Origin of the sequence: Microbacterium alkaliflavum, from assembly GCF_044325405.1 — a bacterium.
Lineage (GTDB): Bacteria > Actinomycetota > Actinomycetes > Actinomycetales > Microbacteriaceae > Microbacterium > Microbacterium alkaliflavum.
The window spans coordinates 482,214-507,176 of sequence record NZ_JBIQWL010000004.1; the positions used below are offsets into that span (position 1 = coordinate 482,214).

The following is a 24,963-nucleotide window of genomic DNA, read 5'->3' on the forward strand; positions in this document are numbered from 1 at the left end:
AATCGCGTGCAACACGGAGTCAGCCGGTCGCCGGCTCGCCCGGAACTCCATCTCGGCCCGGAGCCCGGCGCAGACCCACCGCGACGATCAGCACCAGCGCGGTCGCGGTGACGGCCGCGCAGGCCACGAACGTGCCGGAGTAGCCCGCGCTCGTGCCGGCCAGGGCGATGAGGCCGCCCGCGAGGATCGAGCCGATGCGCCGCGTGTTCGTGAACAGGCCCGAGGCGAGCCCCGGTCTCGGGATGATGTCCTGGAACCACGTGAGCCCGACGCCCGCGACGGTGGCGAAGAACCACGCGTTCAGCAGCTGCGCGAGCACGAGCGTGACGGGGTCGTGCACCACCGCCATGACCGCGTAGAACGCGATGCCCACTGTGCTTCCGACGATGAGGAGTGCGACGGGGCCGAAGCGGGTGGAGAGGCGGCCGAGCAGGAACAGCGCCGGGATCTCGGCGAGCGCGGCGACGCCGAGTGCGATGCCGCCCCAGATCGGGTTCAGCCCGAGGTCGTCGACGGCGAACAGCGTCATGACCGACGTGATCGCGGCGTTCGTGGCCTGCAGAGCGACGAACGCGGCGAGGACGCCCGTGATGCGCACGCGGGACAGGGGAGTCGACTGCTGATCCGCCTGCACGGCAGCGGTGCCGGGATCGGTGCCGCCCCGGCGCATCGCGACGATGAGCACGATTCCCGCGATCGCGATGACGACGAGCGCGACCAGGATGGACCGGGTTCCGAAGGTGCCGGCGAGGAGCATCGCGAGCGGAGGCCCCGCGACCCACGCGACCGAGATCATCGCCCGGGCGCCCATGACGGCGGAGCGTCCCCACCCGGCTGCGCGCAGGTGCGCGAAGAAGAGGGATGCGCCGGTGCCCGCCGGGCCGCCGAGCACGATGAGGGCGATCGCGGCGATCGGGATCGTGCCGGCCAGCGCGAGCGCCACGGCCAGGGCGAGGGTCAGGATGCCGCACACGACCATGGGCGTGAGGTACTCGTGGCGGCGGTCGGCCCACGCCGGCACGATGAGCGAGGCGACGAACCCGCTCGCGTTGTAGAGGGCGAGCACGAGTCCGACCTGGGCGGCGGTCGCGCCGAGCAGGTCGGTGAGCAGCAGCGCGAGGGTGGGCGTGAGGAAGGCGAACTGAAGCCCCCACGCCAGCGCGGCCGCTTGCGCGAGCATCGTCGCGTGGCGTGGTGATCGTGGCATCCTGCTTCGACCGTACGCGCCGCATCCCGTCATGAGAGAGGCCCTGCCGGTACCGGGCACGACAGGGACTTCCTCGCTCGACGGGAGGGGAGTGGAGTGGATGCCGGAACGGGAGGAGACAAGCATGAGTGGATGGACGGCAGCCGAACTCGGTGATCTCGCGGCGGCGTATCAGATGCGGGTCGCCGGCCGGCGCGCTGACGGATCGTGGCGGACTCTCGTGATCGTGTGGCAGGTGGTGGTCGAGGGCGTCCTCTACGTGCGATCCGTCAAGGGTCCGGAGGGGGAGTGGTACAAGGGCGTCGCCCGTCACTTCGAGGGCTTCGTCGATTGGAACGGTCGCGCGCGGCCCGTCACCTATACGCGCGACGGCTCCCGCGACGCGGAAGTCGATGCCGCCTACTTCGCCAAGTACGGGAACGGCTCGCCGTCGCGCGCCATCACGAGCGCCGCCGCGAAGCAGACGACGCTTCGCGTCGATCCAGTCGGCTCGCGCTGACGGCGGAACCGGCAGCTCGGTCCGGGGCGGGGGCGTTCAGCGGCGGCACAGACGCCCATGAGAGCATGGGGAGATTGTCCCCGTACCCCGTCCGAGAGGATCCGAGTGAGCGAGACGACCAAGCCCGCTAAGCGCGGCCGTCGCACGGTCGCGCGGCACGGAGTTCTGAAGTCGCCGAATCCGTTCGCCCAGGTCATGAAGATCGTGGGCATCGCGCTCGCCGTCGTGCTCGTCTCGGGAGCGGGCGTCGCCGCCTATGCGGCGTACGACATCACCTCGAACTTCACGAAGGACGCCGTCGCACTCGAGGGTCAGGAGTCGGTCCCGCCCGACATCGGCGCGATCGAGGGAGGCGTCAACCTCTTCATCGCGGGAACGGATGCCTGCGAGGCGGCCTACGCGGGATACTTCGGCGACCGTTGCACAGGCAAAGACGCGGGCGGCGAGCTCAACGACGTCAACATGCTCGTGCACATCTCGGACAACCCGCGTCGCGTCACGGTCATCTCTTTCCCGCGTGACCTCATGATCCCGATCCCGTCCTGCACGAAGCCGGATGGCTCGCAGTCGTCGGCCATGAGCAAGCAGATGCTCAACACGGCATACACCTACGGCGGGCTGAACTGCGTCGTGCAGACCGTGAAACAGCTCACGGGTCTCGACATCCAGTACGCCGCCAAGATCACGTGGGGCGGCGTCATCGAGATCACGAACGCCATCGGCGGCGTCGAGGTGTGTCTCGCGAACGGCATCAAGGACCCCTACACGGGCATCGACTGGCCTGCCGGCAACCGCACGATCCAGGGAATCGATGCGCTCGAATTCCTCCGCACGCGTCACGGCGTCGGCAACGGCGGCGACCTCGGGCGCATCTCGAACCAGCAGCAGTACATGTCTCGTCTCGCTCGCAAGCTCGTGAGCGAGGAGGTGCTCTCGAACCCGAGCACGCTCTACAAGCTCGCGACGACCGCCGTCGACAACGTCACGCCGTCGCAGAGCCTCACGAACCCCCTCACGCTCGTGCAGATCGCACTCGCGGTCAAGAACGTGCCGTTCGACCAGATCGTCTTCATCCAGTACCCCGTGCTCGACGACCCGAGCGACGCGAACCGCGTCGTGCCGAACAAGTCGGCGGCCGAGGCGCTGTTGACGGCGCTCGCCGCGAACCAGCCGCTGCAGCTCACGGGCGACCTGAGCCAGGGGAGCGGCGTGGTCGTGGACCCGTCCGCCCCCACCGACACTGCTGCGCCGGAGGCCACCACGCCCACCCCGGCTGCGACGGACGCCGCGACGCCGGCCCCGACCGAGACGGCGGCCGAGCTGCCCTCTGCCATCGCAGGCCAGACGGCGGCGCAGAACACCTGTTCAAACGGCAACGTCAAGAGCAAGTAGGCCTGCGTGAGGACCTCGCCGCGGCGAGGCCCTCACGAATCGCTCAATAGTCGCCGAGGCCCACGCGGTCGACGCGGCGGTGGTACCGCATGCCGGCTGCGCCGCCGAGGACTGCACCCACGAGTGCGACGATCGCGGCGCCGATGGCGGTCAGGATGCCGGTGATGGTCAGGGTGTCGGATGACACCGGGATGCGCGGGAACGTGTTGAGGGTCGCCAGCAAATCCCACTGCGTTCCGGCGATCGCCGTGATGATGGCGACCAGCACCGCGACCACGACAGCCCAGATCCAGACGGCGAGACCCTGACGGGCGCCGTTGAACCGCGCCATGCGTCCTGCGACATAGCCGCCCGCGAAGTACGACACGAACAGCACGATTGCGATGACGACGGCGCCGATGATGGTCGCCACGCCGAGGTTCTGGGTGGCGGCGTTCGCAGCATCCTCGGCGGTCTGCGGTGAGGTCAGACCGATGGCGCCGCCGATCGCGGCGACGAGGGCGGTGAGGAGCACAGCCAGTCCCATCGCGGCGATCCAGCCGAAGAACGCCGAGCCGAACTTCATCCCGCCGAAGCGCTCCTGTTCGCGAGCGAGGACGTTCTCGCGGAGCGTGGGCCCGTCGGCATCGCGCACGTGACGCACGTTCTCGGCGGCCACGGGTCGCCGCACGTCGCCGTCGCGCACGATGCGTCCGTCGGAGTCGCGCACGAGCCCGTCGTCCTCGACGACATGGCCGTCGGCGTCTCGAGTGGCTCGGTCTTCTGGGAGGACGCGGGTGTCGTCATCGCCGCGGATCACCCGGGTGTCGCCTTCGCCCGCGACGCTTGTGCCGTCGGCCCGCGTGACCGGCCTCGTCGCGTCGGCGTCGTAGGCCGTCTCTCGTCGAGGAGGAATGTCTGTACTCATGGTTGAAGCCTCGCGCTGCCCGCGCGTGCAGACACCGGGCTTGTGATCGCGCGCTCGAAGTCGTACTCTGCCGACCGCTCCGCGTTCGGACCGACCATCTCGTCGGGTTATGATTGCTGGGCGTGTCCGCGTGCTTCGGTGAGCGGACACCTGGAGACGTCGCATAGTCAGGCCTAGTGCACCACCCTGCTAAGGTGGAGTCCCCCTACGGGGACCGAGGGTTCAAATCCCTCCGTCTCCGCCAAACGAATTCCTGATCAGAGGACATTTTCCTCGCCCGGGTCGATCTCCTGCGCGGCTCTCAGGTTCGGATCGACCCCATCGCTTGTGTACTCCTTGTGTACCGGTGATTTGCCGTCCAACCGCGATATCGCCGCCATCTCCTGTTCCTCGCCTAGAACATGCGCATAGATGCGGAGCGTCGTGCTCGGGTTTCGGTGCCCCAGCCAGGCTGCGACCTGGTGCACCGGGATGCCCGCGCGAAGCCAACTCGAGGCTGCGTAGTGCCGGAGGTCATGGATTGTGTGGTCGTTCGACGTGTGCGTCCACTTCACATACCGACGGAACAGGTTGCCGCGGAGTTGGAGGCCGGTCTTTGAGACGAAGAGGTACTCGTTCGGTCGGCGGCCGCCGGCGCGTTGCTTGGCGATTTCGTACGCGCGACGGGTCAGGGGAACTCGTCGGCTGCGCTTTGACTTCGTTCCCTTTTCCGCGTACCCGTCGGACTGTGCCCGGGTGACCACAAGGAGCGGGTAAGGCAGGTCCTGCAGGTGAGCGATCCGGCTCGCCCGCAGCTCCGACCACCTGAGCCCAGTGAGGCTGAGGAACTCCGTGACCTCGGCCATCGCTGGGTTCAGCTTGCGCTGGGCCTCGAGCGTGTCTGCGAGCTCAGCCTCGGTGAAAGCGTTGATCTCGTCGTGAACGTGCTGATGTTGCTCACCAGACGGCATTGGGACGTCGCGCACCGGATTTCGCAAGCGCATCTTCTCGCGCACGGTGAACTGGAACAGAGCGCTCAGTGTGGTCCGAGCGCGAGAAACCGTGGAGTGCGCCTTGGTGCGCAGCTGCTCCGTCAGATGATTCAGGACGTCTGACTCACTGATGGTGCCGATGGGCATCCTCGCCCACGATGCAGGCGTGTTCGCAAGGTTGTCTCGATCAGTGCGCCAGGTGTGCGGGACAACCTGGCCTTCCCTAGCGGCGAGGAACTCGTCGATCACTTCCGCGAAAGTCTTCTTGCTCTGCGTTGGGGCGATGAACTCCCCGAACTGGATGGCGCGGTACTGCTCTCGCTCCCACGCCTCAGCGTCCGCCTTTCGTGCGAAGGTTTCTGCCGCCACCGAGCGACCCATGTGCTTGATCCGAGCCGTGTAGCGCGGCTCGCCTGCGCGATTCAGGCGGCGCTCAATGCTCATGGTTCAAGTCCCGCGAGCCGGAAGATCTCCGCTCGAGCGTAGAGACGTCGATGCTCAGTGATGGAAATGGGTGTGACCGGTGCGGTCCCTGCGAGAGCGAGTGCGCGCAGTGTTGTTCGGTGGATGCCGAGCAATTCCGCTGCTTCCGTCTCGGAACAGAAGAGACACTTCAGCGGCGAGGAAGCGGGCTCCGCCGGCGCGATCGTTTCGCTGGGGAGCGGGCGTCTTGTCGTCCTAGCCATTCGCGGGTCGGCCGGCGTGAAAGTTCATTCCGTCCAGCCGTCCTGCCTTGCGTGCATCGATGATCCACTGGGAGGCAGTGCGGTGCGGGATGCCGAGCTCCTTCTGCAGGAGTTGTGCCGGCGGCAGCCCGGCGAGAGCTGCGCTGCCGTAGAGCAGTTCGACCGCCTCCATGCGAGCCTCACCGCCGCCTCGCTTAACGACCTCGGCCGCGAGCGAGGGCGGGAGAATGCGACCTTCGGCTGTCGTCAATTCGTCCACGCTCAACCAGGTGGCGAGCGGATCCTGCTCGTCGTCGAGAGTGACGAAAATGCAACGCGGCGCCGCCGTCTGGACGATGGCCTGCATGCCGACCTTGGCAACAGTGAGGTAGTTCAGTTGGACATCGTCGCGCGTCGCGGTGTTCGTCACGCTCTTGATCACGTACCGCCCATCGCGCCGCAGATAGTGCGCCGTGATGGCTGTTTCGATGCCGAGCGCGGCATCGGTCGTCGTTGCCCTGAATGCGGGCGCAATGCGCAGTGCGGACCCGACCGGCTGGGTGGCATGAGCGACCGTCACGTCTTCGCCATCGAGTGTCTTCACGTCGACCTTCACCTCCCTAGTTTGTCTAACCGCACGGCGCTTCTGCAGTCGATCTTGTGGAAGCGTATCACTTAGTGCTTCTCTAAGGTAGAAGGGCTTTTCGGATAGACAAGGCGGCTCTGATGATCACCGTGTATACGACCGGGTCCGGGTGCGTGCAGTGCAGGATGACGAAGCAGGTCATGACCTCGGCGGGGCTTGAGTTCGCCGACGTCGATCTGACCGACCCCGTGAACGCTGTCGCCCGCGACTACGTCACCGATGACTTGGGCTACTCGCAAGCACCGGTCGTCGTCGTGGACGAGAACGACCACTGGTCGGGCTTCCGCCCCGATCTCATCGACCGGCTCGCGCAACGCCTCGGGCAGCGTCATGGCTGACGACGAGTCGAGCGACGAGCGCCGCCGGCGGCGCGCGGAGGAGGTCCGCGCCTATAAGGCCGAGTACCGCCGCACTCACGCGGAAGAGATCGCCGCGTATCGCGCGAAGTATCGCGCGGAGCATCGCGAGCAGATCGCGGCCCAGCAACACGACTACAACGCCCGTGTGCAGGCGGAACGGAATGCTGCACGTGCGCAACGTGAGGCCGAAGAGAAGCGGGAGGCTGCCCGACTCGAACGCGCGGAGGCGCGACGACAGAAGTCGCGGGCTGAGTACGCGAACGACCCCCAGCGCGTCCTGGATCGGCAACGTGCGTACCGCGCCAAGCGGCGCGAAGCGGATCCTGAGCGCTACCGCGCCGTGAAGCGTGAGGCGCTGAAGCGCTGGCGCGACAACCATCGGGAAGAGCAGAACGCGAAGGATCGCAAGCGCTACCGCGCCAATGCCGTCGAGCGCACCGCCCGTATGCGGGCCTACTATGCCGAGAACGCCGCAACAATTCTCAAGCGCAAGCATGAGAAGTGGGCAGAAGACCCTGAAGGCAGCCGCGAGCAGCAGCGGCGGTATCGGGCCCGCGAGGCGCAGCGTCGCCGTGACGGACTACCCTCCCGGCGGCTGCATCGAACGACCGCAGATGAGGCGCTCGCCAACAAGCAGGCCGCAGACGAGTTCTTCCAGCGGGAGCTTCCTGCATCGCAGATCGAGCGGATGAGCGCTGGCCCACCTACGCCACCCGAATTGCTCGACGCGTGGGAGCGGGACTGCGCTCGTGCTCGGGCGCGCTCGTATTACACGATCCCTCCGCGGGATCGGGCGAATCGCCTATCAGACCGGCTCGCGGCGGATCGGATTCGTGATCGGCTGCGCCGACGACTGGACGCTGAGCGGGACCGCGTGGAGAACGAGCGACTGGACGAGATTGGTCGGCAAGTCAACGATCGGCTTCGCCAGTTCCCGCGGCTGAGCGGCACAGTCAGAGATCCTGCCGCACCGCTCCACCTCGACGGACAAGGTCCAAGCACGGGGCTGTCGCGATGACCGGTTCACAAATCCTCCCCGGGAACGGGTTCGACGCCCATTTCCACCGGCCGCCAGATCGACGGCGCATCTCAGCCGCGCGCACCAGAATCACAAACGAACGGAGACCCTCATGACCGACCGAGCTCACACCGAAGAGGCGCTCTACCGCACCGCTGTCACCGCAGTCACGCACTACGAGGGGAGGGCGGACGCCGAGCCGGGGTACACGATCGACGAGGACCTCGACTGGTGCATGCAACCCCTCGCCGGAGTGACAGAGCCTGAGCGATCAGTCCTGCGGGGCCTCATCCGCGCGACGATCGTCGATCCGACTCGCGCGCGCCAGGCACTCGTGCGCCGACTCGCAGTGGCTGCGGACGACTGAGGAGAGCGAAATGGGAATGGACTATACGGTGGGACTTCTTGTCACCGCTGTCGGCGGTGTCGTCCTTATCCTTTCGCTCCCCGTTCTCGGCGCTGCGGCAATCCGCGGCAGCGCGCGCGCCGTGGTTCGGATCATCACCCTCATGGCCGTGGTCGCCGTGGTCGTCTTCCTTGCCGCGCTCGCAGTCGGATCTCCTCTCGGCGTGGGCACCGGACGCTGAAGCCGCGAGCGTTCCCTGAAGGTCGCGAACTCCTAGCGCGAGATCCCGCGATCCGGACCCGGCGGAGCGACAACCGGTGCAGCGACATCGACTGCGGGCCGCTCGACAGGAACCGTCCTGCGAAGCTCGACGAGCTGACGTGTCAGGGTCGCCTCCCCGGCTGTTCTTGCTTGCGAGTCGGTGGGGAGCGGCATCCTGGGCAGCACTTCCGCCAGGGCGACAGTGTGCAGCTCGATAAGCAGCTCGCCGACCGGGCTGGATGGCCGGCCCATCGAGAGTGCGAAGTCGGTCACAGCCCGAAGTTCCGAAAGCCAACGCATCGACCGAGGGGCCGACATCGATTGAGCTTGACCTCGTCTCAGAGCTTGCGTCGCGCCCGCAAAGCTCGAGGCATCCGTCCTCTCCGCTTCGAACAGCACTGCCCCGCCGGTCCCCAAGATCGTCAGACGATCCACGCTCGGTGACGTTTCAAGGGTGGCCGTTAGTGCGCCCGTGGTATCGAAGCCGACGTCGTGAGACTCGACGCTCGTGAACCGACCTCCGCGACCCGCTCGCACATCGAGCATGTACCTGGATGCCGCGGCCAGAAGGCTCTCGGCGCGCGGCGTAGCCACAACGACCACCCGTGTTGCGAACCCGCTCTGCGCGAAGACATCGCAGGCGGCCAGTACGGCGCTCGGCGTATGGAATGTGCCTTGCAGAAGCATGGAACGGCCCGTCGTTCGTGCATGACGCAGGGACCTCGTCATCCAACCCGCGGTCGGTTCAGCTAGCAGCCGCGTCGCTTCGGGGGAACGTGATCTTGAGAGCTCCAGGAAGTGAGGGTGGAAGGCGGTGAGGCCTTCATTGCTGACGATCGCGATGCCGTCGGAGTACTCAGTCGCCAGTCGGGATGCTGCTGCAGGCGCGCCACTACCGACCTGTCCGTCGAGCACGACCAGCGTGGGGCTATCAGCGGTCGAATGAGCGAACACGACGGGAGCAATGCGTTCTTCGAAGATTCGCACTTGCTCCGGTTCCGAGGGAGTCCATTCGGTCATGACGACCTGCCCCTCAGCTCAGATGTCCGCTGCTCGAGACTCTCCCGCTGTGCGTCGACTGCGTCCCGGTCGTACCCGTCGACGTCGAAGACTTCGCGTCGGATATCTGTCGCCTCGCGCACGGCCTGAGTGAGTTCGAGGATGCCCTCGTCTGCCAGTTCAAACAGCGTCGCGATCGCCGCGCTCGCCGCATCGGTTAGAGCGTCGTATGCGACGGCGTCGTTCGCGCGCCACGCCGATCGATCGGCAATCATCGAGCCTCCGACCAGGAGTCTACTTAGGTTGCGCAGGCCGCCTGCCGCGCCCGGTTCGGCCTTGAGCGCGATGTTCTTTCCGAGGTCTCCGACCAGCACACCCGCATCGCCATCCGCGTGACGGGCGACTCATGGCTAGTTACCAGTGAGTGTTCGAGACCAAGCGAGGTCGCCGGTGTCCGTCTGCCTGGCCGGCCGATCATAGTTCGCTGCATCGGCTCCCTGCCGGGCTTTCGCGGCATATCCTCCCTCGCTTCGCTCAGTCCGGTATTCCACGGTCCCGGCACTCCGCCGCCTCCGCTCACTCTCGATCCTCCTGCCAGACAGGCGAACAAGAACAGTTGAACGGAGAAGGATCAGATGTCCACCCCCACCGCCCTTCGGGGCACCATCGAGTACCTCAACCCGAACACACTGGCGATCGAAGAGAACGTGCGGCCCAGCGCGCCCCTGACCAAGGAGTTCGTGCAGAGCATCCGTGAGAACGGCGTGCTCACCCCGGTCCTCGCCCGCCGCCGCGGGGAGCAGGTGATCGTCCGCGCGGGACAGCGCCGCACCCTCGCCGCGATCGAAGCCGGCGTCGAGGCGATCCCTGTGTACGTGGTCGACGCGAACGACGCCACGGCAGAGCGGATCATCCAGCAGATGGTCGAGAACGACCACCGCGAATCCCTCAACGCCGCCGACCGGGCGGCCGCGTTCCAGCAACTCGTGTTCGAAGGACTCGGCGTGGCCACCATCGCCAAGCGCACCGGGACCAAGCAGGCCGAAGTGAAGACCGGCCTCGCCGTCGCCGACAATCCGGCCGCGGCATCCGCGGCTCAGCAGCACGCCCTCACCCTCGACCAGGCCGCGATGCTCATCGAGTTCGACGACGACCCGGACGCGCGCGAGAAGCTGATCGAGGTGGCAACCACCGACCCCGCGCAGTTCGCGCATGCGGCGCAGCGGGTCCGGGACGAGAAGGCGCGGGCGAAGGCGAAGGCCGACGCCGAAGCAGACCTCACCGCGCGCGGGTTCACGATCCTCGAGAAGGACTACTTCTACGACGGCGAGTACACCCGTATCAGCGAACTGATCACCGCCGAAGGAGAGCGGGTCACCGCCGACGACATCGCAGACGCCGACGGGCGCGCCGCGTCAGTGTGGGCCGGCTGGGACGGGGGAGTGCAAGTCACCTACCTGATCGCCGACCCGAAAGCAGCCGGCTTCAAGAAGGGGTCAGGCTCCGGTTCCGGGAACGGACCGCTGACCGACGAGCAGAAGGAAGAACGCCGCACCCTGATCGCCAACAGCAAGGCATGGGCATCCGCTGAAACTGTGCGTCGCGAGTGGCTGGCCACATTGCTGTCCCGGAAGACGCTTCCGAAGGATGCCGCAGCCTGGGTCGCGCGCGCGCTCACCTTCCACCGGCACACCATCGGCGCGGCGATCAGCGCAGGCAACGTCCTCGCGCACGACCTGCTCTGCCTCGACCCCTCCGCGCCCTACTCCGGCCAGGACAACATCGCCGACCTCCTCGCGCAGCACCCGACGCGGGCTCAGCACGTCACCCTGGCGATCATCCTCGGCGGCATCGAGTCCGCCACTAGTCGCGAAACCTGGCGTCGCCCCACCGGCCGTGATGCGGACTACTTCGCCATGCTGTCCGACTGGGGATACACCCTCAGCGACGTGGAGCGAATCGTCGTGAAAGCCAACGGCCGCGACGCCGTCGAAGCCGTGGAATCGGTTGACCCGGAAGGCGACGTCGAGCAAGCGTCGATCGAGTAGGCGTCGCAGAGGATGCGCGGCACCACGGGGGCCGCGCATCCTCTGCGCTTCTCCCGGCTTCGCTGCGGAGCGAACGTCGCGTGCGCCGCGCGGCCGGAGCTGGAGCGACTGGTGCTAGGCGGTCCGAAGCGCGGCGGCAAGGCGAGCGTAGAGTGCGCCGACGTCGACGTAGTGGCCGACCGTGATGGCTCGGGGTACGGGATAGGCCGAGGCGAGTCGGGAGCCGGGGCAGGACCTGCAATGCTGCACTCCACCGCAGCCGCCGAGCTCGCGCAGCGTTGGCGGCGGGGCGCGGATCTTCGTGCGCTTCGGACATGGCGGTCAACCCCTCGTTGGTGTGGTGTGAGGCCGCTAGCGTCGAGGCGGACGAGGAGGTTGATCATGGGGAACAACAATCGACGGGATGTCGTGCCGAATCCTGACGGCGGGTGGGACATCACTGCGCCCGGGGCTGCGCGCCGGTCGGGGCATGAGCGGACGCAGGCGGATGCCGAGCGGCGTGCGAAGCAGATCGTGGGCAACGCTGGAGGCGGGGAGGTCGTGACGCACGGGCGTGACGGGCGGATCCGAAGTAAGGACACCGTCGCGCCTGGCAACGACCCGAACCCACCTAGAGACCGCGAACATTAGGCGCCATGCCGAGCGGCCCCGTCCGGGTCGAGGCAGTCGCACTCGACAGCGGCGAGCGGCGACCGGGATGCGCCGGGAGCCGGCGAGCTCGGTGCGGCTCGGGTCTCCTTGTCAGTATGCGTCCGCGGTCCAGTACATCGACTGACCCTCTTCCGTGATGAGGGCGTCGACGCCGATCGAGTCCATCCAGACCACGACCAGCCTGCAGAGCAACTTGAGGATGCCTTGGAGTTCGAGTGCGGTCATAGGAGTGTCGACAGGCTTGAGCTCATGGAGCGTGAGGCTCCACGCATCCCAACTTTCCTCGATGTATTCGTTCCAGCCTTCGGGCCGTGGATGGGGTCGATTTGGCCGACCGTTGTCGTCGAGCCCGAGCTCGGGCGCGAGGTATGCGAGCACCCGAATGAGGTCGTTGATCGCGATGTTCGTCCGGTCGGCGGCCGCTCGGATATCGGTGGACCAGGTGCGCTTCGCCTCGTTGAGCTCGGCGCGGAGGTGTCCCAGAGCGTCCGCGAGGTGATCCACCTGAAGTCGCGGAGACGGAGCATGTGTCGCGGTGTACTGCTCGATCCGGTTCTCCTCGATGTGGTTCGCGAGTGGCAGCGCCCACCATGCTTCGGTGAGGTCGCTGATACCGGCGTCGCTGAAGGCGGTGGCGTGCTCGTTGCGGAGCCTGAGGAGGGCGTGTCCGGCTTCGTGGCGGCTGAGGTGACGCGCGACTTCGAGCACGTAGTCGCGGTACTCCTCGACAGTGCTCGCGCTCTCTGGTGCTGTCAGAAGGAGACCTTCCACGGACATCGCGATGTCGAAGGTACCGTCCGGGGAAGGGACGGTGATCGCTCCGACGTATCCCGCGCCTCGATCTGTCGTGTAGGGGCCGTCCTCGGTTGGTTCAGATAAGCGGTTGACGGTGCCCACAATGTCGTTCGTAATGGTGAGTCGCCACGTGGACGGGTCCGGGAGGAGTTCCAGGATGCCGGCGACGAGAGTCCCGTAGAGCCCCTGCTCGAGAAGCAACACCTTGAGGCCGCCGAGCAGCTCGTGATCCGCCTCGGCAAAGCCGTCGAGGGTGAGCGTCACTGCGACTTCTGGCGGTTGACTGCCGGTCATGATGGCGACCATAGCGGAGGGCTCGGCCAGTGGTCATGGGCGCGGAGGCGCGTCGCACAGGCCATGTGCGCCTCCATGACTACTCTCGGCGGCATGGCCCTCCCAGAGTCCGCACGGGTCCTCGTCGTCGTCAAGGCGACACCTCAGCCTTCGGCGAAGTACGGGGACACCGTCTGCGTCGCCGGCATCCGTATCGACGTGCAGCCCTATCGGTGGATCCGCCTCTATCCCGTGCCGTTTCGATGGATGCCGGCGGACGGGCAGTTCGCGAAGTACGACATCATCGAAGCGTCGGTTCGTCGGCGCACGCAGGACAGTCGGCCCGAGAGCTATGTGCCCGATGTCGACTCGATTCGCGTTGTCGAGAAGGTGGAGGGGTGGCCGCACCGTGGTGACTACCTCGGCCTGGTGCCGACGACAACGACGTGTGCGTTGATGGCTGCTGCGGCGGCACGCCACGACGCCCCCTCCCTTGGCCTCATCCGGGTTGCGATCCTCGACGGCATCGAGCTCGAGGATCACTTGGGGTGGTCGGCGGAGGAGCGAGCGAAGATCGCGCAGTCGATGAGCATGAGCGAGCTGGATCTGTTCGGTTCCCCAACGAAGCCCCCCGCGCTGCGCGCGCCTCGGCTCAAGCTCCGGTACCGGTACCGATGCCAAGAGGCCGGATGTCCCGGCCATCAGGGGCAGAACTTGGACTGGGAGCTTACGGCCTTCCAGAACAGGCATGCACGGGTCCCGATGCCGCGGCTACGCGAGATGGTCGAGGATCGATTCGGCCGGATGATGTTCGATCCGAAGCGGTCGACCGCGTTCTACATGGGCAACTTTGAGGCGGCGATCAAGCGGAGCCGGTTCAGCGTTCTTGGGACCTACTACCCGCCCGTTGAGGTCGCATCCAAGCAGCCGCTGTTCTAGGCGTGGACCAGCTGCTCGAGCCGCTCGTGCAGAGCGGCGAGGACTTCTCGTCGGTGGCAGTGCAGCTCGGACGCCTCGAAACAGAGCAACGCGATCCGCTGCTGAATTGCGAGGTCGACAAGTTGTGCGATCGCGGCGTGGCCGGCCTCTGTCGCGATGGCGTAGTCGGTGTATCGAAGGCGCGCCTCCCGGCCTGTCTCGGACTGCCACGACTCGGCATAACCGGCCCGGTTGTCCTGGGGATTGCCGAGATCCGGGCGGTGGACGTACTCGATACCAGCCGCCCGAAGCGCCTCGGCGAGCGCACGTTTCGAGAACCCGCGCTTGCGTGAGATGGCATTCAGGCGCACGTCCACAAGGGTCGTCACCCGAAGGCCTCGGAGCTCGCCGACTAGTTCGGCGATCGTTCGTCCTTCGTAGCCGATGCCCATTGCTCCGCCGCGCTCCGTCCACATGCCCCCAGGCTACCGGGGCCGTCCGGAAGGTATCGGAGCGGGGTCGGCCGATTCATTCGAGAACGGACGCATCTGGACGGGGGTAGTCCGGGCCACCCGCCGGCGGGGTATGCCGATCCGGAACCGGGCAGTAGCCCGTTCGACCCTCCTTAGCGCCCCAGCGTCACGAGGGTCCTCGCCAGAGGACTGTCAGCGTCCATATCAATAATCACGTCGCATAGCGCCTGCGGCAATCTCCCGGCCAGCTGTGGCTCGAGCGCGAGCAGTTCAGCCAGGGCTTTGCTAACGCGATGCTGGAGCATTTCGGGACTAACGCGTCCATCCAAAGTCCAGTTCAATAGAGGTCGGCCATCCCCAATCCACCGCTCGGCGAGCACTGGGTAGTCGGGGAGAAGTTCGATGCACAAGATCGGCGCGTAGGTCCTCGATGTGGCGCTGGGCAAGAGCTCGTCGTCCTGGACGTTGGGGGGTTCGACCCAGGCAACGACCTCGCCAGGCGGGTGGACCGTCCAACCGAGTCCGGCGTACCAGGGCGCCAGTTCATTCGGAACCTGCGCGAACACTCGACTGAAACCCAGCATGGCCAACGTCCGAATAGTTCGCTCCTGAAGCGATCGCCCGATCCCGAGGCCACGGTGCTTCGGGACGACCGCGACGTGAGCCAAGATGGCGGTCTGGCCGGCCGATCGAGATACGCCGAACGCTTCATTTGGCTTCGCGCGTGCGTAGCCAATCACGTCCCCCGTGTCGTCGTGAACGACCAGCGTGGGCGTCTTGTGGTCGACCCACCCCGCAATTTCATGAGCCGTCACGGCGCTCGCATCATCGAACTCCGCTCGCGCGAGGGCAAGGATGGAGGGAAGATCGGTTGGAGTTGCCGGCCTGGGACGAGAACTGAATAGCACGCCGATATCGTCACCCACACCACCGACACAGATGTTGTCCCGCGGCCGCTGACGATCCCTCATCGTGCAGCGCCCCAGATTACCGGGCAGCCCGACAAGCGGCGCCCCAAGGGCACTTGCCGCGAACCGCGCGAGACCGAGACGGATGAGGCGGTGCCGGCGCACTGCGCATAGTCGACGAGCGCGAGCGCGGTGGACGGCGCCCGGCGTATGAGTTGCGCTGGGGTCAGTCGTCAAGGAAATATGAGTCATCCATGTCGGGGTGGGGGCTGAGCGTGGGAGCCCCCATCCGAATCTGAGATCGACTCCACCGTGTTCGCTCGACAGTCTCGCGAGCGGAATGAAGTGCATCACACTGCGATTGACTGAGATAGAAGGCAAAGTCAAGGGCTTTCCGCTCCAGCCGGTGAAATCGCTCGAAATCCACATCGCCACTGCTGGCGGCCACGACGTCACTCACGAGCTGAGCGAGAAGCGATCGAGAGATGCGTCGGCGCGGCGGCGGAACCATCTCAATTGAGCCGTCCTCGCTTACAACGACGATCACGCAATCGCGCCGATGTTCTCCGACGTAACGAGATGCCGAATTGAATCGAGCGCCGCGCCCCGGGTCGCCGCGGTCGCTCGCCACGCCGTCGAGGATGACACCGAGGGCGTGACATCTGGCGTCGGGAGCTACGAGTACGGCTCCATCGATTGTGGACGCGGCGTCGAGGCCTGCGCTGTCGAGCCTGATCGGTTGGATCGGCACCGACTGCCCGGCCAATCGTGCTGCTTCTTCGTCGGCTCTGCGATGGATGACGAGCATCGTGCCGTGAGCCTGACGGGCCGCAACTAGCGACAACTCCCACAGTGACTCGGGCTCAGTGTCGGCTTCTGGAAAGAGGCGGGCGAGCACATCGGAGAAGAGCTCCTGATCGAGCGGTGGAGCGGGAAGACGACCCGTACCCTGGCTGACAGTTAGGTAGTCGACTGCGGCATATGACAGCGTCCATGAACCCCGGCCATCGAACGTCGCCTCGAAGTGGTCTTCGCCGATCGACTCAACCACCCCAAACAGCTCTGCCCCGTCGCTTAGCAGCACCGTCTGTCGTCCGCTCATCTCGAGCAGTTTGCGAGCGGATCGAGTCCGGCTGAGGGGAACCGGTGACCCGAAGTGGAAGGTCATTGAATGACTCGCGTCGGGCTTGACGAAGGCAATGCGGCCTACGGCACGGCGGCCTTCGTATGGGGCAATTGCAATCGCCGTGAGATGCTCGAATAGCTCGCTTGGCATTCCACCGACACGGGTAGCGACACCATCGGCGAAGACGCTGGCCGCTATGCCTGCCAGTTCACCGGCCGGCCTTCGAGCGATCGAGAGAAGCTCCGACGGATTGCTTCCCACCGACAGACTGATCGAAGCATTCTGGAGCACGCGATACATGAGTTCGTCGGCTAGGGAATTGCTGATGCGCATCGACGTCTGGTCGTATGGCGGCAGCTCTGGCACGGCATCCCACTCCCTCGCCGAAACAGCGAGTATCGGGAAGGTTCGGTACCCGCCGACGATCTGAGAGCCGCCCACGAAGTAGAGGCGATCCGGATAGATCTGGGCGGCCATCAATGCGCTATGCAGCGCGACCCGTCGAACGCGGTCCAAGGACGAGCTATCGAACGCTGCTTGCTGGCCATCGCCCGTAACGATCCGGCGGCGGTCGTCATCGGTCGCGAAGAGGTCGTCGGCTGCTTGGAGGACTTGCGAGAAATGCTCCGGTTGCCACGGTCCATCTTCGGGCTCGACGCAGATCGGGTACCCATCTCGACCTGGAGCGGCGAAACCAACGAGCATTGCCTCGGGATCGAGGCTGAGCCCTATCTGTTTGAAGGCCTGGTCTGTTCGGTAGGCCAGATTCCGCCGGAAGATTCCCTGGTAGCCCCACATGAACTGGTCAATGTACCAATTGCCATCCGGGCCGAACCTTGCCATCACCACACGTTACCGAGTGGCCGGGCATCGATGGACCGAGCGCGCCTCAGCGACGGGCTGACGAGAACCCTGCTAAGCAATCCACGTGGAAGAACGTGATGATGGAACGTGGTTCTCCGATGACCCGCTACCCCCCGACAGTGACGGCGGTCATCTGAACCGGGAGACGTTCGTTGAATCAATCGTGGCGCTGCTCGAGAAGGTGGGACGTCAGCAGAATTCATCAGTCCTCGGATTGATCGGGCCTTGGGGCTCCGGAAAGTCGTCCATCCTGAACGGCATCGCCAACCGTATGCGGTCGACTGAGCGGACAGAGCGGAGATGGGTGATCACGGAGTTCAACCCGTGGTACTACCAGGACTTGGCGTCGTTGCAGTCGGGATTCTTCCGTGAGCTCTCCTCTTCGGTGCCCAACAACCGATCATGGAGAAAGTTTCGCCAGCGAGTCGCCGACCTAGGGGACGCGCTTGCGCCCTTGGGAAGTCTGGGCGCCGTGGTCGGTGTTGATGCGTCCGGTGCCATCGGTGGTGTGTCTTCACTGATTCGGGGCGGAACAAGCATCGAGAGCGTGAAGACTGCCGTTGAGTCTGAGCTGCGGAAGGCGGACCGCCCGATCCTCGTCGTTATCGACGATGTCGACCGCCTCGACCCTGCCGAGCTGTTGCTCCTCTTCAAGCTCATTCGACTCGCCGGGCGTCTGAAAAACGTCTACTACCTGCTCGCCTATGACGAGGACACCCTCCTGGATGCACTGGGACGTACGGGATTGATCGGCGCAGATACTCCGCGGAGGGCGATCGACTACCTGGAGAAGATTGTCCAGATACGTCTCGACGTTCCCCCGCTACGAGGCGAGCAGGTCTCGACGTGGGTCGACCATGAGGTTGAGGCGCTCGCGGAGCGTCATTCCGTCGAAATCGATTCCGAGTTTGAGTCGCGGTTTTCAAGGGCCTACTTCGGCCACCTTCGAGCTCGGCTGACCACTCCCCGCGCCATCAAGAGGTACTTCGCTCAGGTCGATGCCTTTTTGAGCCAGGTGCGGGGCGAGGTCGACTTCGTGGACTTTCTCGTGTTGAGCTGGCTCCGCGCGTCTGAGCCATTGATCTATCGCGGCCTTATCGACAACCGAAGCCGTTTACTCGGCGAGTTTGATTGGGCTACTTTGGGGAGCCGCAATCGGGGCCGCGATGTGGACGCGGACCATCGCTATTGGCGCGACTTCTTCTCGACGGCACGTGTTGACCCGAGCCGCACCGCCGGCGTGGCTGAACTGGTCGGTTTGTTGTTCCCCCGATTCGCGCACGAGTGGTCAGACACGCCGCAAGTCTTCTCGGGGTGGAAGCCCGGGCCCGGACGAATCTCCAATCCCGACTACTTTGACAGGTTCTTTGCGCTGGGCGTTCCTGAAGAGGATCTTTCGGACCGCGTGGTCGCCGAAGCGAGTCGACAAATCCTCGAGCGCCGCGATGGACTGGAACGGCAGATTGTCGAGGCTGCTTGGCCGGAGCGCGCAAATCTAGTAATTGGAAAGCTCAGTCTGCTCTGGCGGCCGGGTGACACCGCCGTTCTACCAGGGCTGACGTGGCTGGCACGCCAGTTCGAAAAACTGCCGGAGCACAAAGAGATCGCCGACTCGAGGATGCGCGCTCGGTGGTTCGGTCGGGACCTCTATGTCGGTCTTGATGAGCGCAACGCGGACGCGTTCATTGCGGGCGTCGGGAGCGATCCAAAGATCCTGCAGTTCTGTGCGTTCCTCGTTGATGGGGCACACCTGCGCCGTGAGGAACAGGGCGAAGCTCGTGCGTCCGGCTCGCTCCCGTCCGAACAACGCCTCGGCCGATTGATAGCAGGCGCCTTTGAGGCACAGGCCGCGGCAAATCCCCTCGACTACCCGGACGACGTCTGGTACCTCATTCGTACCTGGGAGCGGTTGGATTCTGGTGCGGTGCAGCGGTGGGCCGATCTCCGCTTGACTCAAGGGGACTGGCCCGTCCTCGATCTGCTCGCCCGCATGGTGGGGACCATAATCCCGTTGGGAGTCCGCGATCCGGTGGCGCGAATCGACGGCCTGGATCTGCAGTTCGTTGATCGCGTGGTTGGTTTGGCGAGGGTGCAGTCGGACCTTGCGAACGAAATCCAACGGGCTCTGCCCTCGATAGAACGGGAGGCCCCAGCAACCCCTGACAACAGGCGGGCCTTCGTTCTAGCGACTCTACAGTCGCACTTCCAAGCGACGATGCTGGAAGAGGAGGCCGCTCTGCATGAGCCCAACCTCGACGAGACCGAAACCGGATCACGCTAGCAGGACGAGGGCAGTGCGAGAAGCAATAGAAGCAATGCACGCAGGCACTTTCTGTGTAAGCACTCGATAGTTAGACAGAATCGGCGTACCCTGGCCACGTGCGCGGAGGCCTCGAGCGGTGGAAGCGGGGTGTCGACTCACAAGGTGTTCGGCAGGCGATGGCCTACGCCTTCAAGGGGAGCTGCGACTCACACCTCCGGACGGCGACGGGGGTTGAGGCGCTCGCCGGGTACAGCGGAGCCGACGATGCGCGAGTGGCTCGCTTCACGGTTACGGCCGGCGAGATCGCTGTTGATGCGCTCAATGCCCAGCAACTCCGTGCATGGGTCGATGGTCACGACCCGCTCACCGACGAGCAGCGCGGCCGCGAGCTGAAGTCGCCGAATGCCGACCTCATCCTTGACGGAACCATCAACGCGCCCAAGTCGTACAGCATCGCGGCCCTGATCAGCCCCGAGCTCGCGAGGGAGTTCGAGGCCCTTCAGGACCGGTTGCGAGACCGCATCATCACCACCTGGCAGCGCGAGCTGAATGCCCGGCGCGGCGCCGGCGGCAGCATCCGTGAAGCACTTGACAAGATCGAGGTGGTCGAACTTCGGCACCGACGGTCGCGGGCGCTCGACCCGCACATCCACCGGCACCTGTGGCTCAACGTCAAGGTGCAAGGCGAAGACGGCAAGTGGTCGAACGTCGATTCGCGAGTCGCGATGAAGCTCCACACGCTCATCAACGCGGAGGGAGAACTCGCCGCCCGAACCGATCCGCGATGGCTGCGCGCGCTCGCCGAGCACGGCTTCACGTTGAACGAAGATGGCGAGATTGCTCAACTTGCGGATGCTGTGCGTCCGCTGTCCCGCAGGTCGAACCAGATAGAGGCGAACCGGGCAAAGCTGCTTCTCGACTGGCGTGCGGAGCACCCGGGTCAGGAGCCCGACCACGACGTTCTGCAACAGGTCGATCGGCTCGCGTGGTCGAAGAATCGGCCGAACAAGCCTGACGTCTTGGATGAGTCGGAATGGGAAGAGCTCATCCGCGCGGAGCTCCTCGCGATCGATCTTGGAATGCTTCGGACGCGAGCGGCCTTGGCGCCGCGGAGACGAGTGATCGGGGTCCTCGATCGAGACCTGCTCGCGGCGATGGCGATCGTCGACGCCAACGCCCGCTCGACAGGTTGTGGTGGCCGCTTCAGCCTGTACGACGTCCGCGCCGGTGCGACTCGGGCGGTCGCGACATCCGGAATCGTCGAAGAACGGTCCGTTGTTCAGGAGCTGATCGATGACGTCGTCGCCCGTGCACACCTGCTCAGCGTTGATCTGCTCGGGGATGAGGTGGATCGTCCTTCGCACATCAAAGGCTTTATGGCCGCTTCGACCGCCGCGCTGAAGGTCGAGCTCGCTGCCCATTTCGACGCGCTCACCCAGGCCGGAAGGCCGGTCCAGCAGAGCGAGATCATCGACCACGCTGCTGAAGTCCTCGACGGCGAGACCACGCTCGACGACGGACAGGTTGCCGCAGCTTCGGCGATCGCCGGCACGGATCGCCTCGTCTCGGTGACGGGACCCGCAGGCGCAGGAAAGACGACGATGCTACGCGTGGCGCGGGTGGCACTCAGTCAACAGGGACGCCACCTCTTCGTCGTCGCGCCCACCAAGAAGGCCGCGTCGGTTGCCGGCCGCGAGATCGGCGCGCCGGCTTCAAGCCTGCACGCGCTGCTCGCAGACCACGGCTGGCGATGGGGCAGAGACGAAGCGGGCGCCGAGGTGTGGACCCGCCTCTACCCGGGAGACGCGGATGCTGTCACCGGACGCCTCTACGAAGGTCCCCGTCGCTTCGTGCTGGCCGAGGGCGACCGCGTGGTCGTCGACGAAGCAGGAATGGTCGATCTTCACACGGCGCGCGCGCTGGCCATGATCGCCGAAGAGACCGGCGCAGGAATCGCGATGGTTGGCGATCACCTTCAGGCGATGCCGGTGGGCCATGCGGGGGCGATGGCTTGCATGACCAGGCGCGCGAGCGCGGTCGTGGAGTTGACGGCAGTCCACCGCTTCCGAGACCCGGACTATGCATCGCTGACGCTCCGCATGCGCGAACCGGCATCCCAGGACGAAGCGCTCGTTGTTGCACGGGAGCTCGACGAGAAGGGGCTCATCCACCGAGTGACGGATGCCGCGCACGCGCGCGACGTGATGGTCGAGGGGTACTTCCGCTGGGCGAATGAGCGCAAGCGCATCGCGATCGTGACGGGCACCAACGAAGAAGCGGACGCGATCAACGAGGCGATCCAGCAGCGTCGTCTCGAACTCGGCCAGCTCAGGCAGGTCCGACTCGCAGTCGGTCAGGGCGAGCAGCGTCTGCTCGAGGGCGACATCGTCCAGACCCGACTTAACGACCGGAACGCGGATGTCGAGAACCGCGCGCTGTGGACGATCCGGCGTATCCTCCCCGACGCGCTGGAGCTCGTAAGCATCAGCGACAGCGGTGATCTACGCCAAGTGAGCCTGGAGTATGCAGCGGCCCACGTGCACCTGGCCTACGCCTCGACTGTCCACGGCATCCAGGGAGAGACCACCGACGCCTCGATCGTCGGTCCTGGGGTGGATGCATCAGGGCTCTATGTCGGCATGACGCGCGGGCGCGCGCATAACGAAGCGATCGCGATCGCTCGCAGTGCTGGGGCGGCGCGGGAGCACGTGGCAGATAGCATGATGCGCGGCACGCTCGAGGTGAGCATCGACGACTCGATGCGAGCAGCACGGAACGAACTCGGACGCGCGGCGCGCGCGCCGATCGGAGAGCCGGACCTGCCCGCGTGGAATGATCGGACCCGTCGACCATACGGCGGTGTGACTGCCATCGACCAATTGGTCAGCGCAAGCCGGGAGCGCGATCGGGATGCGCTCGAGCGCCTGGGCGATCTGAGGGACTGGCTGATCGACGGCGCGCGCGCTCTCGCTCGCGTTGACGCAAGGATCGCCGCTCTCGACGCCAATGGTCACGGTCGCGGAGTTGAACCGGGACCCGAGAGGGCGCCTGCGGGCTCCCGCGATCGGCTTGCCGATCTCCTTTCGCTGAGGCGGTCGGAGTACGAAGCCCTCGGCAGCACCTACACATCGCAGACTCGCGCGACTGATCTCGCGGAGGCCGAGCGCGGAGCGCGACGAAGGATGGATCCCTTGCGCTGTCAGACAGAGGAGCGAGCGAGGTCGCTCGCGCAATCGTCGGGTCCGTCCACGGGCCCCACCGGCGTTGGTGGCCCAAGCCGCTCGCTATAGCCCGCTGCCATCATTACTCGTCCGGTGCTCTTGCTTGCGGAACCGGAGTCACCGCATTGGCCCAGACCCAGCACCGAGCTGGGCGATCCCCGATCGAGAATTGGATGCCGCACGCGACGTCATTCCATGCGACGACGACCGCATCGACTCGCACCGCGTGGGGGCCGAATCTCACCCATGCCTTGCAGGGCTTGGGCTGGGGGTCGCGGGTGATCGGGAGAACGTCGCGTTGCAGCTCCTTGTCGGTGAGCGTCTGCAATGGGCTCTGGGACGCGATGCGGCGAAGGATGCGCTCATCCATGAGCCGGTCGTAATGGTCGGCGTATCTCTTTGAGCTCGACATCGCCCGGACATCCCCTCACCCGGTTATGCACGGCTCTAGAGTAGCTCGAAGATATGTTCTACACTTTCGAAACATGAGCGCCGTCGAGGTAGAACACGAAGTGACCCTATGGCTGGTCGACGACATCCCGGCGCGCATGTTCTACGCGGGCCGGCGGTGGCGTGTCACCGACATGCCGACGCGGTTGCGCGATTCGATCTGGCGTGCAGGGTCGTCCGGCGGCGGAGGTCTCTACGGATGGCGGTTCCAGGGCACCGATGAGGCGGGGGAGTCGTATGTCTTCGACGTTTACCGCGGCGAGGACGACTGGCATGTTCATCACGCCTACGCCTGACGCAGGCCGATCAGCGGCATCCCGTGCAGACAGGACAAGGCGGGCAGGAGTACTGTGACTCCTGCCCGCCCCTGTTGCGATGGGTCAGCGAGCGATCCCAGCGCCGGTGTAAGAGACCGGCGCTACCACCGGCCCCGAGGCGTCAGCTCCGGGGCTCGTGGCTTTTGGGGCGCGGTCGACGGCGACGCTCGCGAACTTGAGCGACGCCCCAACGTTGTCCGCCACGACATCACGGGTCTCGCGGGTCTGACCGGTCTCCTTGTCGACGTAAGTGCCGAATCGGAGATCGCCGGCGACGATCACGCTGTCGCCCTTGCGCAGCGAGTCGGCGACGTGTCGTGACTGCTGGCTGAACACCACCACGCGGTGGAAGACCGTGCCAGCGTCCTCCCATCGGTTCGTCGTTTCGTTGAGACGCCGGTCGTTGACGGCGACGGTGAATCGGGCGTAGTCGTTGCCGCCCTCACTCGTGCCGTGCTCGGGATCACCGGTTAGGTTGCCCTCGATGGTGACCGGGATTCTTGTGGTCATCCTTCTTCCTTCCAGTCGGGAGACGCGGCGTGGCGTCTCAGTGAGCGTGGGCCTGGCTGGTCCACGCGTCCCATTCCGCGTCGTCGGTCGCGGCCGTCCAAGAGCGGGGTCTCGTGTCGCTGTGTACGCTCGTGCATCCGGCGCCGGACCGGCTGAGACGCGGAAGGGCCTGGGCGAGGCGCTCATGCCAGCTGATCGGCCCGAGCCCGTTGTCGCTCGAGTCGAAGGCCGCGAGGTGCGCCGTATGAAGGGCGGAGAGCTCTTCGACGAGAGGTCCGTGCTTCCACCAGCAGTTCGGCACGACGCTGGCAGGAACGCGGTAGCGCACGGTGAACCACTCGACCCATTCCCTCAACGCGGTCCACTCCCGGCCGGCGTCTGCATCCGGGAGCTGACGCCAGTTGACGACGTGCACTCCGAGCGGTGTAGAGGGGCCGGCTCGGTTCCCGTACCTGGCGAGGTCGGCTGCGACGATGGCGTCGACCTCGGCGTCGGTAGGCTCGTTCACCGCGACTCCTCCCGGTCGGTCAGTTTTGCCCGGAGCCGGTCGAGGGCGAGCATCGATGCCACTCGTCGTGAGCGGTGCCGCGACAGCACCACGTCTCGATCGATGAGGCGATGAAGAAGTTCGTGGCAGTACGGATGCAGCGGCACGAGGTCTTCATGGCGTTCGAAGGCGCGCCATGCGCCGTCGACGAGGCGCACGCCGTCGTAGTCCAGGTGGTGCAGCTCAAGATGCTCGGCGCGCGCGACTCGGCCACAGGCGACGCATGCAAGGGGGCGCCCAAGCCGCTGCTGCTTGCGGAACCAGCGGTCGCGTCGCGCGAACCACGCGGGCGACCGCAGGAACGCTGATCGGTAGGAGTTGCCCGGACC

Annotated in this window: 26 protein-coding genes and 1 tRNA gene; 14 read left to right on the top strand and 13 right to left on the bottom strand. The window is 65.7% G+C overall.

All coding sequences use genetic code 11. The annotated features are described in order from the left end of the window. Window positions 1-19 precede the first annotated feature (19 nt). Complete coding sequence (locus ACH3VR_RS13990; RefSeq protein ID WP_397556920.1) at window positions 20-1,207, bottom strand: MFS transporter; 1,188 nt, start codon at window positions 1,205-1,207, stop codon at window positions 20-22. 124 nt (window positions 1,208-1,331) lie between these two features. Between ACH3VR_RS13990 and ACH3VR_RS13995 the strand changes: the two genes are divergently transcribed. After that, window positions 1,332-1,706, top strand: a complete 375-nt coding sequence (locus tag ACH3VR_RS13995; protein ID WP_397556921.1) for a DUF2255 family protein — start codon at window positions 1,332-1,334, stop codon at window positions 1,704-1,706. 105 nt (window positions 1,707-1,811) lie between these two features. Next, window positions 1,812-3,098, top strand: a complete 1,287-nt coding sequence (locus tag ACH3VR_RS14000; protein ID WP_397556922.1) for an LCP family protein — start codon at window positions 1,812-1,814, stop codon at window positions 3,096-3,098. A gap of 43 nt (window positions 3,099-3,141) precedes the next feature. On the opposite strand, the gene ACH3VR_RS14005 is transcribed toward ACH3VR_RS14000, so the two are convergent. Continuing rightward, the gene (locus ACH3VR_RS14005; protein ID WP_397556923.1) at window positions 3,142-4,005 is read right to left on the bottom strand and encodes a hypothetical protein; all 864 of its coding nucleotides are present in this window, start codon (window positions 4,003-4,005) and stop codon (window positions 3,142-3,144) included. Between the two features lie 152 nt (window positions 4,006-4,157). Here ACH3VR_RS14005 and ACH3VR_RS14010 point away from each other — a divergent pair. Beyond that, a tRNA-Ser gene (locus ACH3VR_RS14010) sits at window positions 4,158-4,249 on the top strand. A gap of 13 nt (window positions 4,250-4,262) precedes the next feature. Here the strand turns inward: ACH3VR_RS14010 and ACH3VR_RS14015 are convergent. Both ACH3VR_RS14015 and ACH3VR_RS14020 read right to left on the bottom strand, forming a co-directional pair. Then, window positions 4,263-5,420 (bottom strand): tyrosine-type recombinase/integrase, encoded by a 1,158-nt coding sequence (locus ACH3VR_RS14015; protein WP_397556924.1) that lies wholly within the window; start codon window positions 5,418-5,420, stop codon window positions 4,263-4,265. Between the two features lie 234 nt (window positions 5,421-5,654). Beyond that, window positions 5,655-6,257, bottom strand: coding sequence for a hypothetical protein (locus ACH3VR_RS14020; protein ID WP_397556925.1), 603 nt, complete (start codon window positions 6,255-6,257; stop codon window positions 5,655-5,657). 110 nt (window positions 6,258-6,367) lie between these two features. Here ACH3VR_RS14020 and ACH3VR_RS14025 point away from each other — a divergent pair, with 110 nt between their 5' ends. The 4 genes from ACH3VR_RS14025 (at window position 6,368) to ACH3VR_RS14040 (ending at window position 8,251) form a co-directional block, all read left to right on the top strand. Then, a complete protein-coding gene (locus ACH3VR_RS14025; RefSeq protein WP_397556926.1) occupies window positions 6,368-6,625 on the top strand; it encodes a glutaredoxin family protein in 258 nt (85 codons plus the stop codon). After that, a complete protein-coding gene (locus tag ACH3VR_RS14030) occupies window positions 6,618-7,664 on the top strand; it encodes a hypothetical protein (RefSeq protein WP_397556927.1) in 1,047 nt (348 codons plus the stop codon). Before ACH3VR_RS14025 ends, ACH3VR_RS14030 begins: the two co-directional genes overlap by 8 nt. 112 nt (window positions 7,665-7,776) lie before the next feature. Beyond that, window positions 7,777-8,031, top strand: a complete 255-nt coding sequence (locus tag ACH3VR_RS14035; protein ID WP_397556928.1) for a hypothetical protein — start codon at window positions 7,777-7,779, stop codon at window positions 8,029-8,031. A 10-nt stretch (window positions 8,032-8,041) separates the two neighbouring features. Beyond that, window positions 8,042-8,251: a hypothetical protein gene (locus ACH3VR_RS14040; protein WP_397556929.1), complete on the top strand. Its 210-nt coding sequence runs from the start codon at window positions 8,042-8,044 to the stop codon at window positions 8,249-8,251. A 32-nt stretch (window positions 8,252-8,283) separates the two neighbouring features. On the opposite strand, the gene ACH3VR_RS14045 is transcribed toward ACH3VR_RS14040, so the two are convergent. Together ACH3VR_RS14045 and ACH3VR_RS14050 are read right to left on the bottom strand one after the other, a co-directional pair. Then, window positions 8,284-9,291 (bottom strand): zeta toxin family protein, encoded by a 1,008-nt coding sequence (locus tag ACH3VR_RS14045; RefSeq protein WP_397556930.1) that lies wholly within the window; start codon window positions 9,289-9,291, stop codon window positions 8,284-8,286. After that, window positions 9,288-9,644: a hypothetical protein gene (locus tag ACH3VR_RS14050; RefSeq protein ID WP_397556931.1), complete on the bottom strand. Its 357-nt coding sequence runs from the start codon at window positions 9,642-9,644 to the stop codon at window positions 9,288-9,290. Before ACH3VR_RS14050 ends, ACH3VR_RS14045 begins: the two co-directional genes overlap by 4 nt. Window positions 9,645-9,905: 261 nt before the next feature. On the opposite strand from ACH3VR_RS14050, the gene ACH3VR_RS14055 reads away from it, so the two are divergent. After that, on the top strand, window positions 9,906-11,318 hold the full coding sequence (locus ACH3VR_RS14055; RefSeq protein WP_397556932.1) for a ParB/RepB/Spo0J family partition protein: 1,413 nt from the start codon (window positions 9,906-9,908) through the stop codon (window positions 11,316-11,318). Between the two features lie 381 nt (window positions 11,319-11,699). After that, window positions 11,700-11,948, top strand: a complete 249-nt coding sequence (locus tag ACH3VR_RS14060; RefSeq protein WP_397556933.1) for a DUF2188 domain-containing protein — start codon at window positions 11,700-11,702, stop codon at window positions 11,946-11,948. A gap of 111 nt (window positions 11,949-12,059) precedes the next feature. Here ACH3VR_RS14060 and ACH3VR_RS14065 read toward each other — a convergent pair whose 3' ends face one another. Further along, window positions 12,060-13,028 (bottom strand): hypothetical protein, encoded by a 969-nt coding sequence (locus ACH3VR_RS14065; RefSeq protein ID WP_397556934.1) that lies wholly within the window; start codon window positions 13,026-13,028, stop codon window positions 12,060-12,062. A gap of 123 nt (window positions 13,029-13,151) precedes the next feature. Between ACH3VR_RS14065 and ACH3VR_RS14070 the strand changes: the two genes are divergently transcribed. Further along, entirely contained in the window at window positions 13,152-13,976 is an 825-nt protein-coding gene (locus ACH3VR_RS14070; RefSeq protein WP_397556935.1) for a hypothetical protein, read from the top strand. On the opposite strand, the gene ACH3VR_RS14075 is transcribed toward ACH3VR_RS14070, so the two are convergent. The 3 genes from ACH3VR_RS14075 to ACH3VR_RS14085 all read right to left on the bottom strand — a co-directional run bounded on the left by ACH3VR_RS14075 (window position 13,973) and on the right by ACH3VR_RS14085 (window position 17,305). Beyond that, window positions 13,973-14,431 (bottom strand): DUF488 domain-containing protein, encoded by a 459-nt coding sequence (locus ACH3VR_RS14075; protein WP_397556936.1) that lies wholly within the window; start codon window positions 14,429-14,431, stop codon window positions 13,973-13,975. The genes ACH3VR_RS14070 and ACH3VR_RS14075 overlap by 4 nt on opposite strands. 149 nt (window positions 14,432-14,580) lie before the next feature. Further along, window positions 14,581-15,399 (bottom strand): GNAT family N-acetyltransferase, encoded by an 819-nt coding sequence (locus ACH3VR_RS14080; RefSeq protein ID WP_397556937.1) that lies wholly within the window; start codon window positions 15,397-15,399, stop codon window positions 14,581-14,583. Window positions 15,400-15,562: 163 nt separating this feature from the next. Beyond that, entirely contained in the window at window positions 15,563-17,305 is a 1,743-nt protein-coding gene (locus tag ACH3VR_RS14085) for a DNA integrity scanning protein DisA nucleotide-binding domain protein (protein ID WP_397556938.1), read from the bottom strand. Between the two features lie 85 nt (window positions 17,306-17,390). Between ACH3VR_RS14085 and ACH3VR_RS14090 the strand changes: the two genes are divergently transcribed. Then, window positions 17,391-19,607 (top strand): KAP family P-loop NTPase fold protein, encoded by a 2,217-nt coding sequence (locus tag ACH3VR_RS14090; protein WP_397556939.1) that lies wholly within the window; start codon window positions 17,391-17,393, stop codon window positions 19,605-19,607. Window positions 19,608-19,861: 254 nt separating this feature from the next. After that, window positions 19,862-22,879, top strand: coding sequence for an AAA family ATPase (locus ACH3VR_RS14095; protein ID WP_397556940.1), 3,018 nt, complete (start codon window positions 19,862-19,864; stop codon window positions 22,877-22,879). A 13-nt stretch (window positions 22,880-22,892) separates the two neighbouring features. On the opposite strand, the gene ACH3VR_RS14100 is transcribed toward ACH3VR_RS14095, so the two are convergent. Then, complete coding sequence (locus ACH3VR_RS14100) at window positions 22,893-23,180, bottom strand: hypothetical protein (RefSeq protein ID WP_397556941.1); 288 nt, start codon at window positions 23,178-23,180, stop codon at window positions 22,893-22,895. 115 nt (window positions 23,181-23,295) lie between these two features. On the opposite strand from ACH3VR_RS14100, the gene ACH3VR_RS14105 reads away from it, so the two are divergent. Then, window positions 23,296-23,556, top strand: a complete 261-nt coding sequence (locus ACH3VR_RS14105) for a hypothetical protein (RefSeq protein WP_397556942.1) — start codon at window positions 23,296-23,298, stop codon at window positions 23,554-23,556. A gap of 84 nt (window positions 23,557-23,640) precedes the next feature. Here ACH3VR_RS14105 and ACH3VR_RS14110 read toward each other — a convergent pair whose 3' ends face one another. Both ACH3VR_RS14110 and ACH3VR_RS14115 read right to left on the bottom strand, forming a co-directional pair. After that, window positions 23,641-24,087 (bottom strand): single-stranded DNA-binding protein, encoded by a 447-nt coding sequence (locus ACH3VR_RS14110; protein WP_397556943.1) that lies wholly within the window; start codon window positions 24,085-24,087, stop codon window positions 23,641-23,643. Window positions 24,088-24,124: 37 nt separating this feature from the next. Continuing rightward, window positions 24,125-24,595, bottom strand: coding sequence for a hypothetical protein (locus ACH3VR_RS14115; RefSeq protein ID WP_397556944.1), 471 nt, complete (start codon window positions 24,593-24,595; stop codon window positions 24,125-24,127). A 110-nt stretch (window positions 24,596-24,705) separates the two neighbouring features. On the opposite strand from ACH3VR_RS14115, the gene ACH3VR_RS14120 reads away from it, so the two are divergent. Beyond that, the gene (locus ACH3VR_RS14120) at window positions 24,706-24,942 is read left to right on the top strand and encodes a hypothetical protein (RefSeq protein ID WP_397556945.1); all 237 of its coding nucleotides are present in this window, start codon (window positions 24,706-24,708) and stop codon (window positions 24,940-24,942) included. The last annotated feature ends 21 nt before the right edge of the window (window positions 24,943-24,963 follow it).

Excerpts from the sequence above, each read along its gene's own strand:
- ACH3VR_RS13990 (WP_397556920.1), bottom strand. The coding sequence starts at position 1,207 with ATGCCACGATCACCACGCCACGCGACGATGCTCGCGCAAGCGGCCGCG.
- ACH3VR_RS14055 (WP_397556932.1), top strand. The coding sequence starts at position 9,906 with ATGTCCACCCCCACCGCCCTTCGGGGCACCATCGAGTACCTCAACCCG.
- ACH3VR_RS14080 (WP_397556937.1), bottom strand. The coding sequence starts at position 15,399 with ATGAGGGATCGTCAGCGGCCGCGGGACAACATCTGTGTCGGTGGTGTG.
- ACH3VR_RS14030 (WP_397556927.1), top strand. The coding sequence starts at position 6,618 with ATGGCTGACGACGAGTCGAGCGACGAGCGCCGCCGGCGGCGCGCGGAG.
- ACH3VR_RS14045 (WP_397556930.1), bottom strand. The coding sequence starts at position 9,291 with ATGACCGAATGGACTCCCTCGGAACCGGAGCAAGTGCGAATCTTCGAA.
- ACH3VR_RS14040 (WP_397556929.1), top strand. The coding sequence starts at position 8,042 with ATGGGAATGGACTATACGGTGGGACTTCTTGTCACCGCTGTCGGCGGT.
- ACH3VR_RS14070 (WP_397556935.1), top strand. The coding sequence starts at position 13,152 with ATGGCCCTCCCAGAGTCCGCACGGGTCCTCGTCGTCGTCAAGGCGACA.
- ACH3VR_RS14025 (WP_397556926.1), top strand. The coding sequence starts at position 6,368 with ATGATCACCGTGTATACGACCGGGTCCGGGTGCGTGCAGTGCAGGATG.
- ACH3VR_RS13995 (WP_397556921.1), top strand. The coding sequence starts at position 1,332 with ATGAGTGGATGGACGGCAGCCGAACTCGGTGATCTCGCGGCGGCGTAT.
- ACH3VR_RS14100 (WP_397556941.1), bottom strand. The coding sequence starts at position 23,180 with ATGGATGAGCGCATCCTTCGCCGCATCGCGTCCCAGAGCCCATTGCAG.
- ACH3VR_RS14035 (WP_397556928.1), top strand. The coding sequence starts at position 7,777 with ATGACCGACCGAGCTCACACCGAAGAGGCGCTCTACCGCACCGCTGTC.
- ACH3VR_RS14085 (WP_397556938.1), bottom strand. The coding sequence starts at position 17,305 with ATGGCAAGGTTCGGCCCGGATGGCAATTGGTACATTGACCAGTTCATG.
- ACH3VR_RS14110 (WP_397556943.1), bottom strand. The coding sequence starts at position 24,087 with ATGACCACAAGAATCCCGGTCACCATCGAGGGCAACCTAACCGGTGAT.
- ACH3VR_RS14120 (WP_397556945.1), top strand. The coding sequence starts at position 24,706 with ATGAAGAAGTTCGTGGCAGTACGGATGCAGCGGCACGAGGTCTTCATG.
- ACH3VR_RS14005 (WP_397556923.1), bottom strand. The coding sequence starts at position 4,005 with ATGAGTACAGACATTCCTCCTCGACGAGAGACGGCCTACGACGCCGAC.
- ACH3VR_RS14015 (WP_397556924.1), bottom strand. The coding sequence starts at position 5,420 with ATGAGCATTGAGCGCCGCCTGAATCGCGCAGGCGAGCCGCGCTACACG.
- ACH3VR_RS14060 (WP_397556933.1), top strand. The coding sequence starts at position 11,700 with ATGGGGAACAACAATCGACGGGATGTCGTGCCGAATCCTGACGGCGGG.
- ACH3VR_RS14105 (WP_397556942.1), top strand. The coding sequence starts at position 23,296 with ATGAGCGCCGTCGAGGTAGAACACGAAGTGACCCTATGGCTGGTCGAC.
- ACH3VR_RS14075 (WP_397556936.1), bottom strand. The coding sequence starts at position 14,431 with ATGTGGACGGAGCGCGGCGGAGCAATGGGCATCGGCTACGAAGGACGA.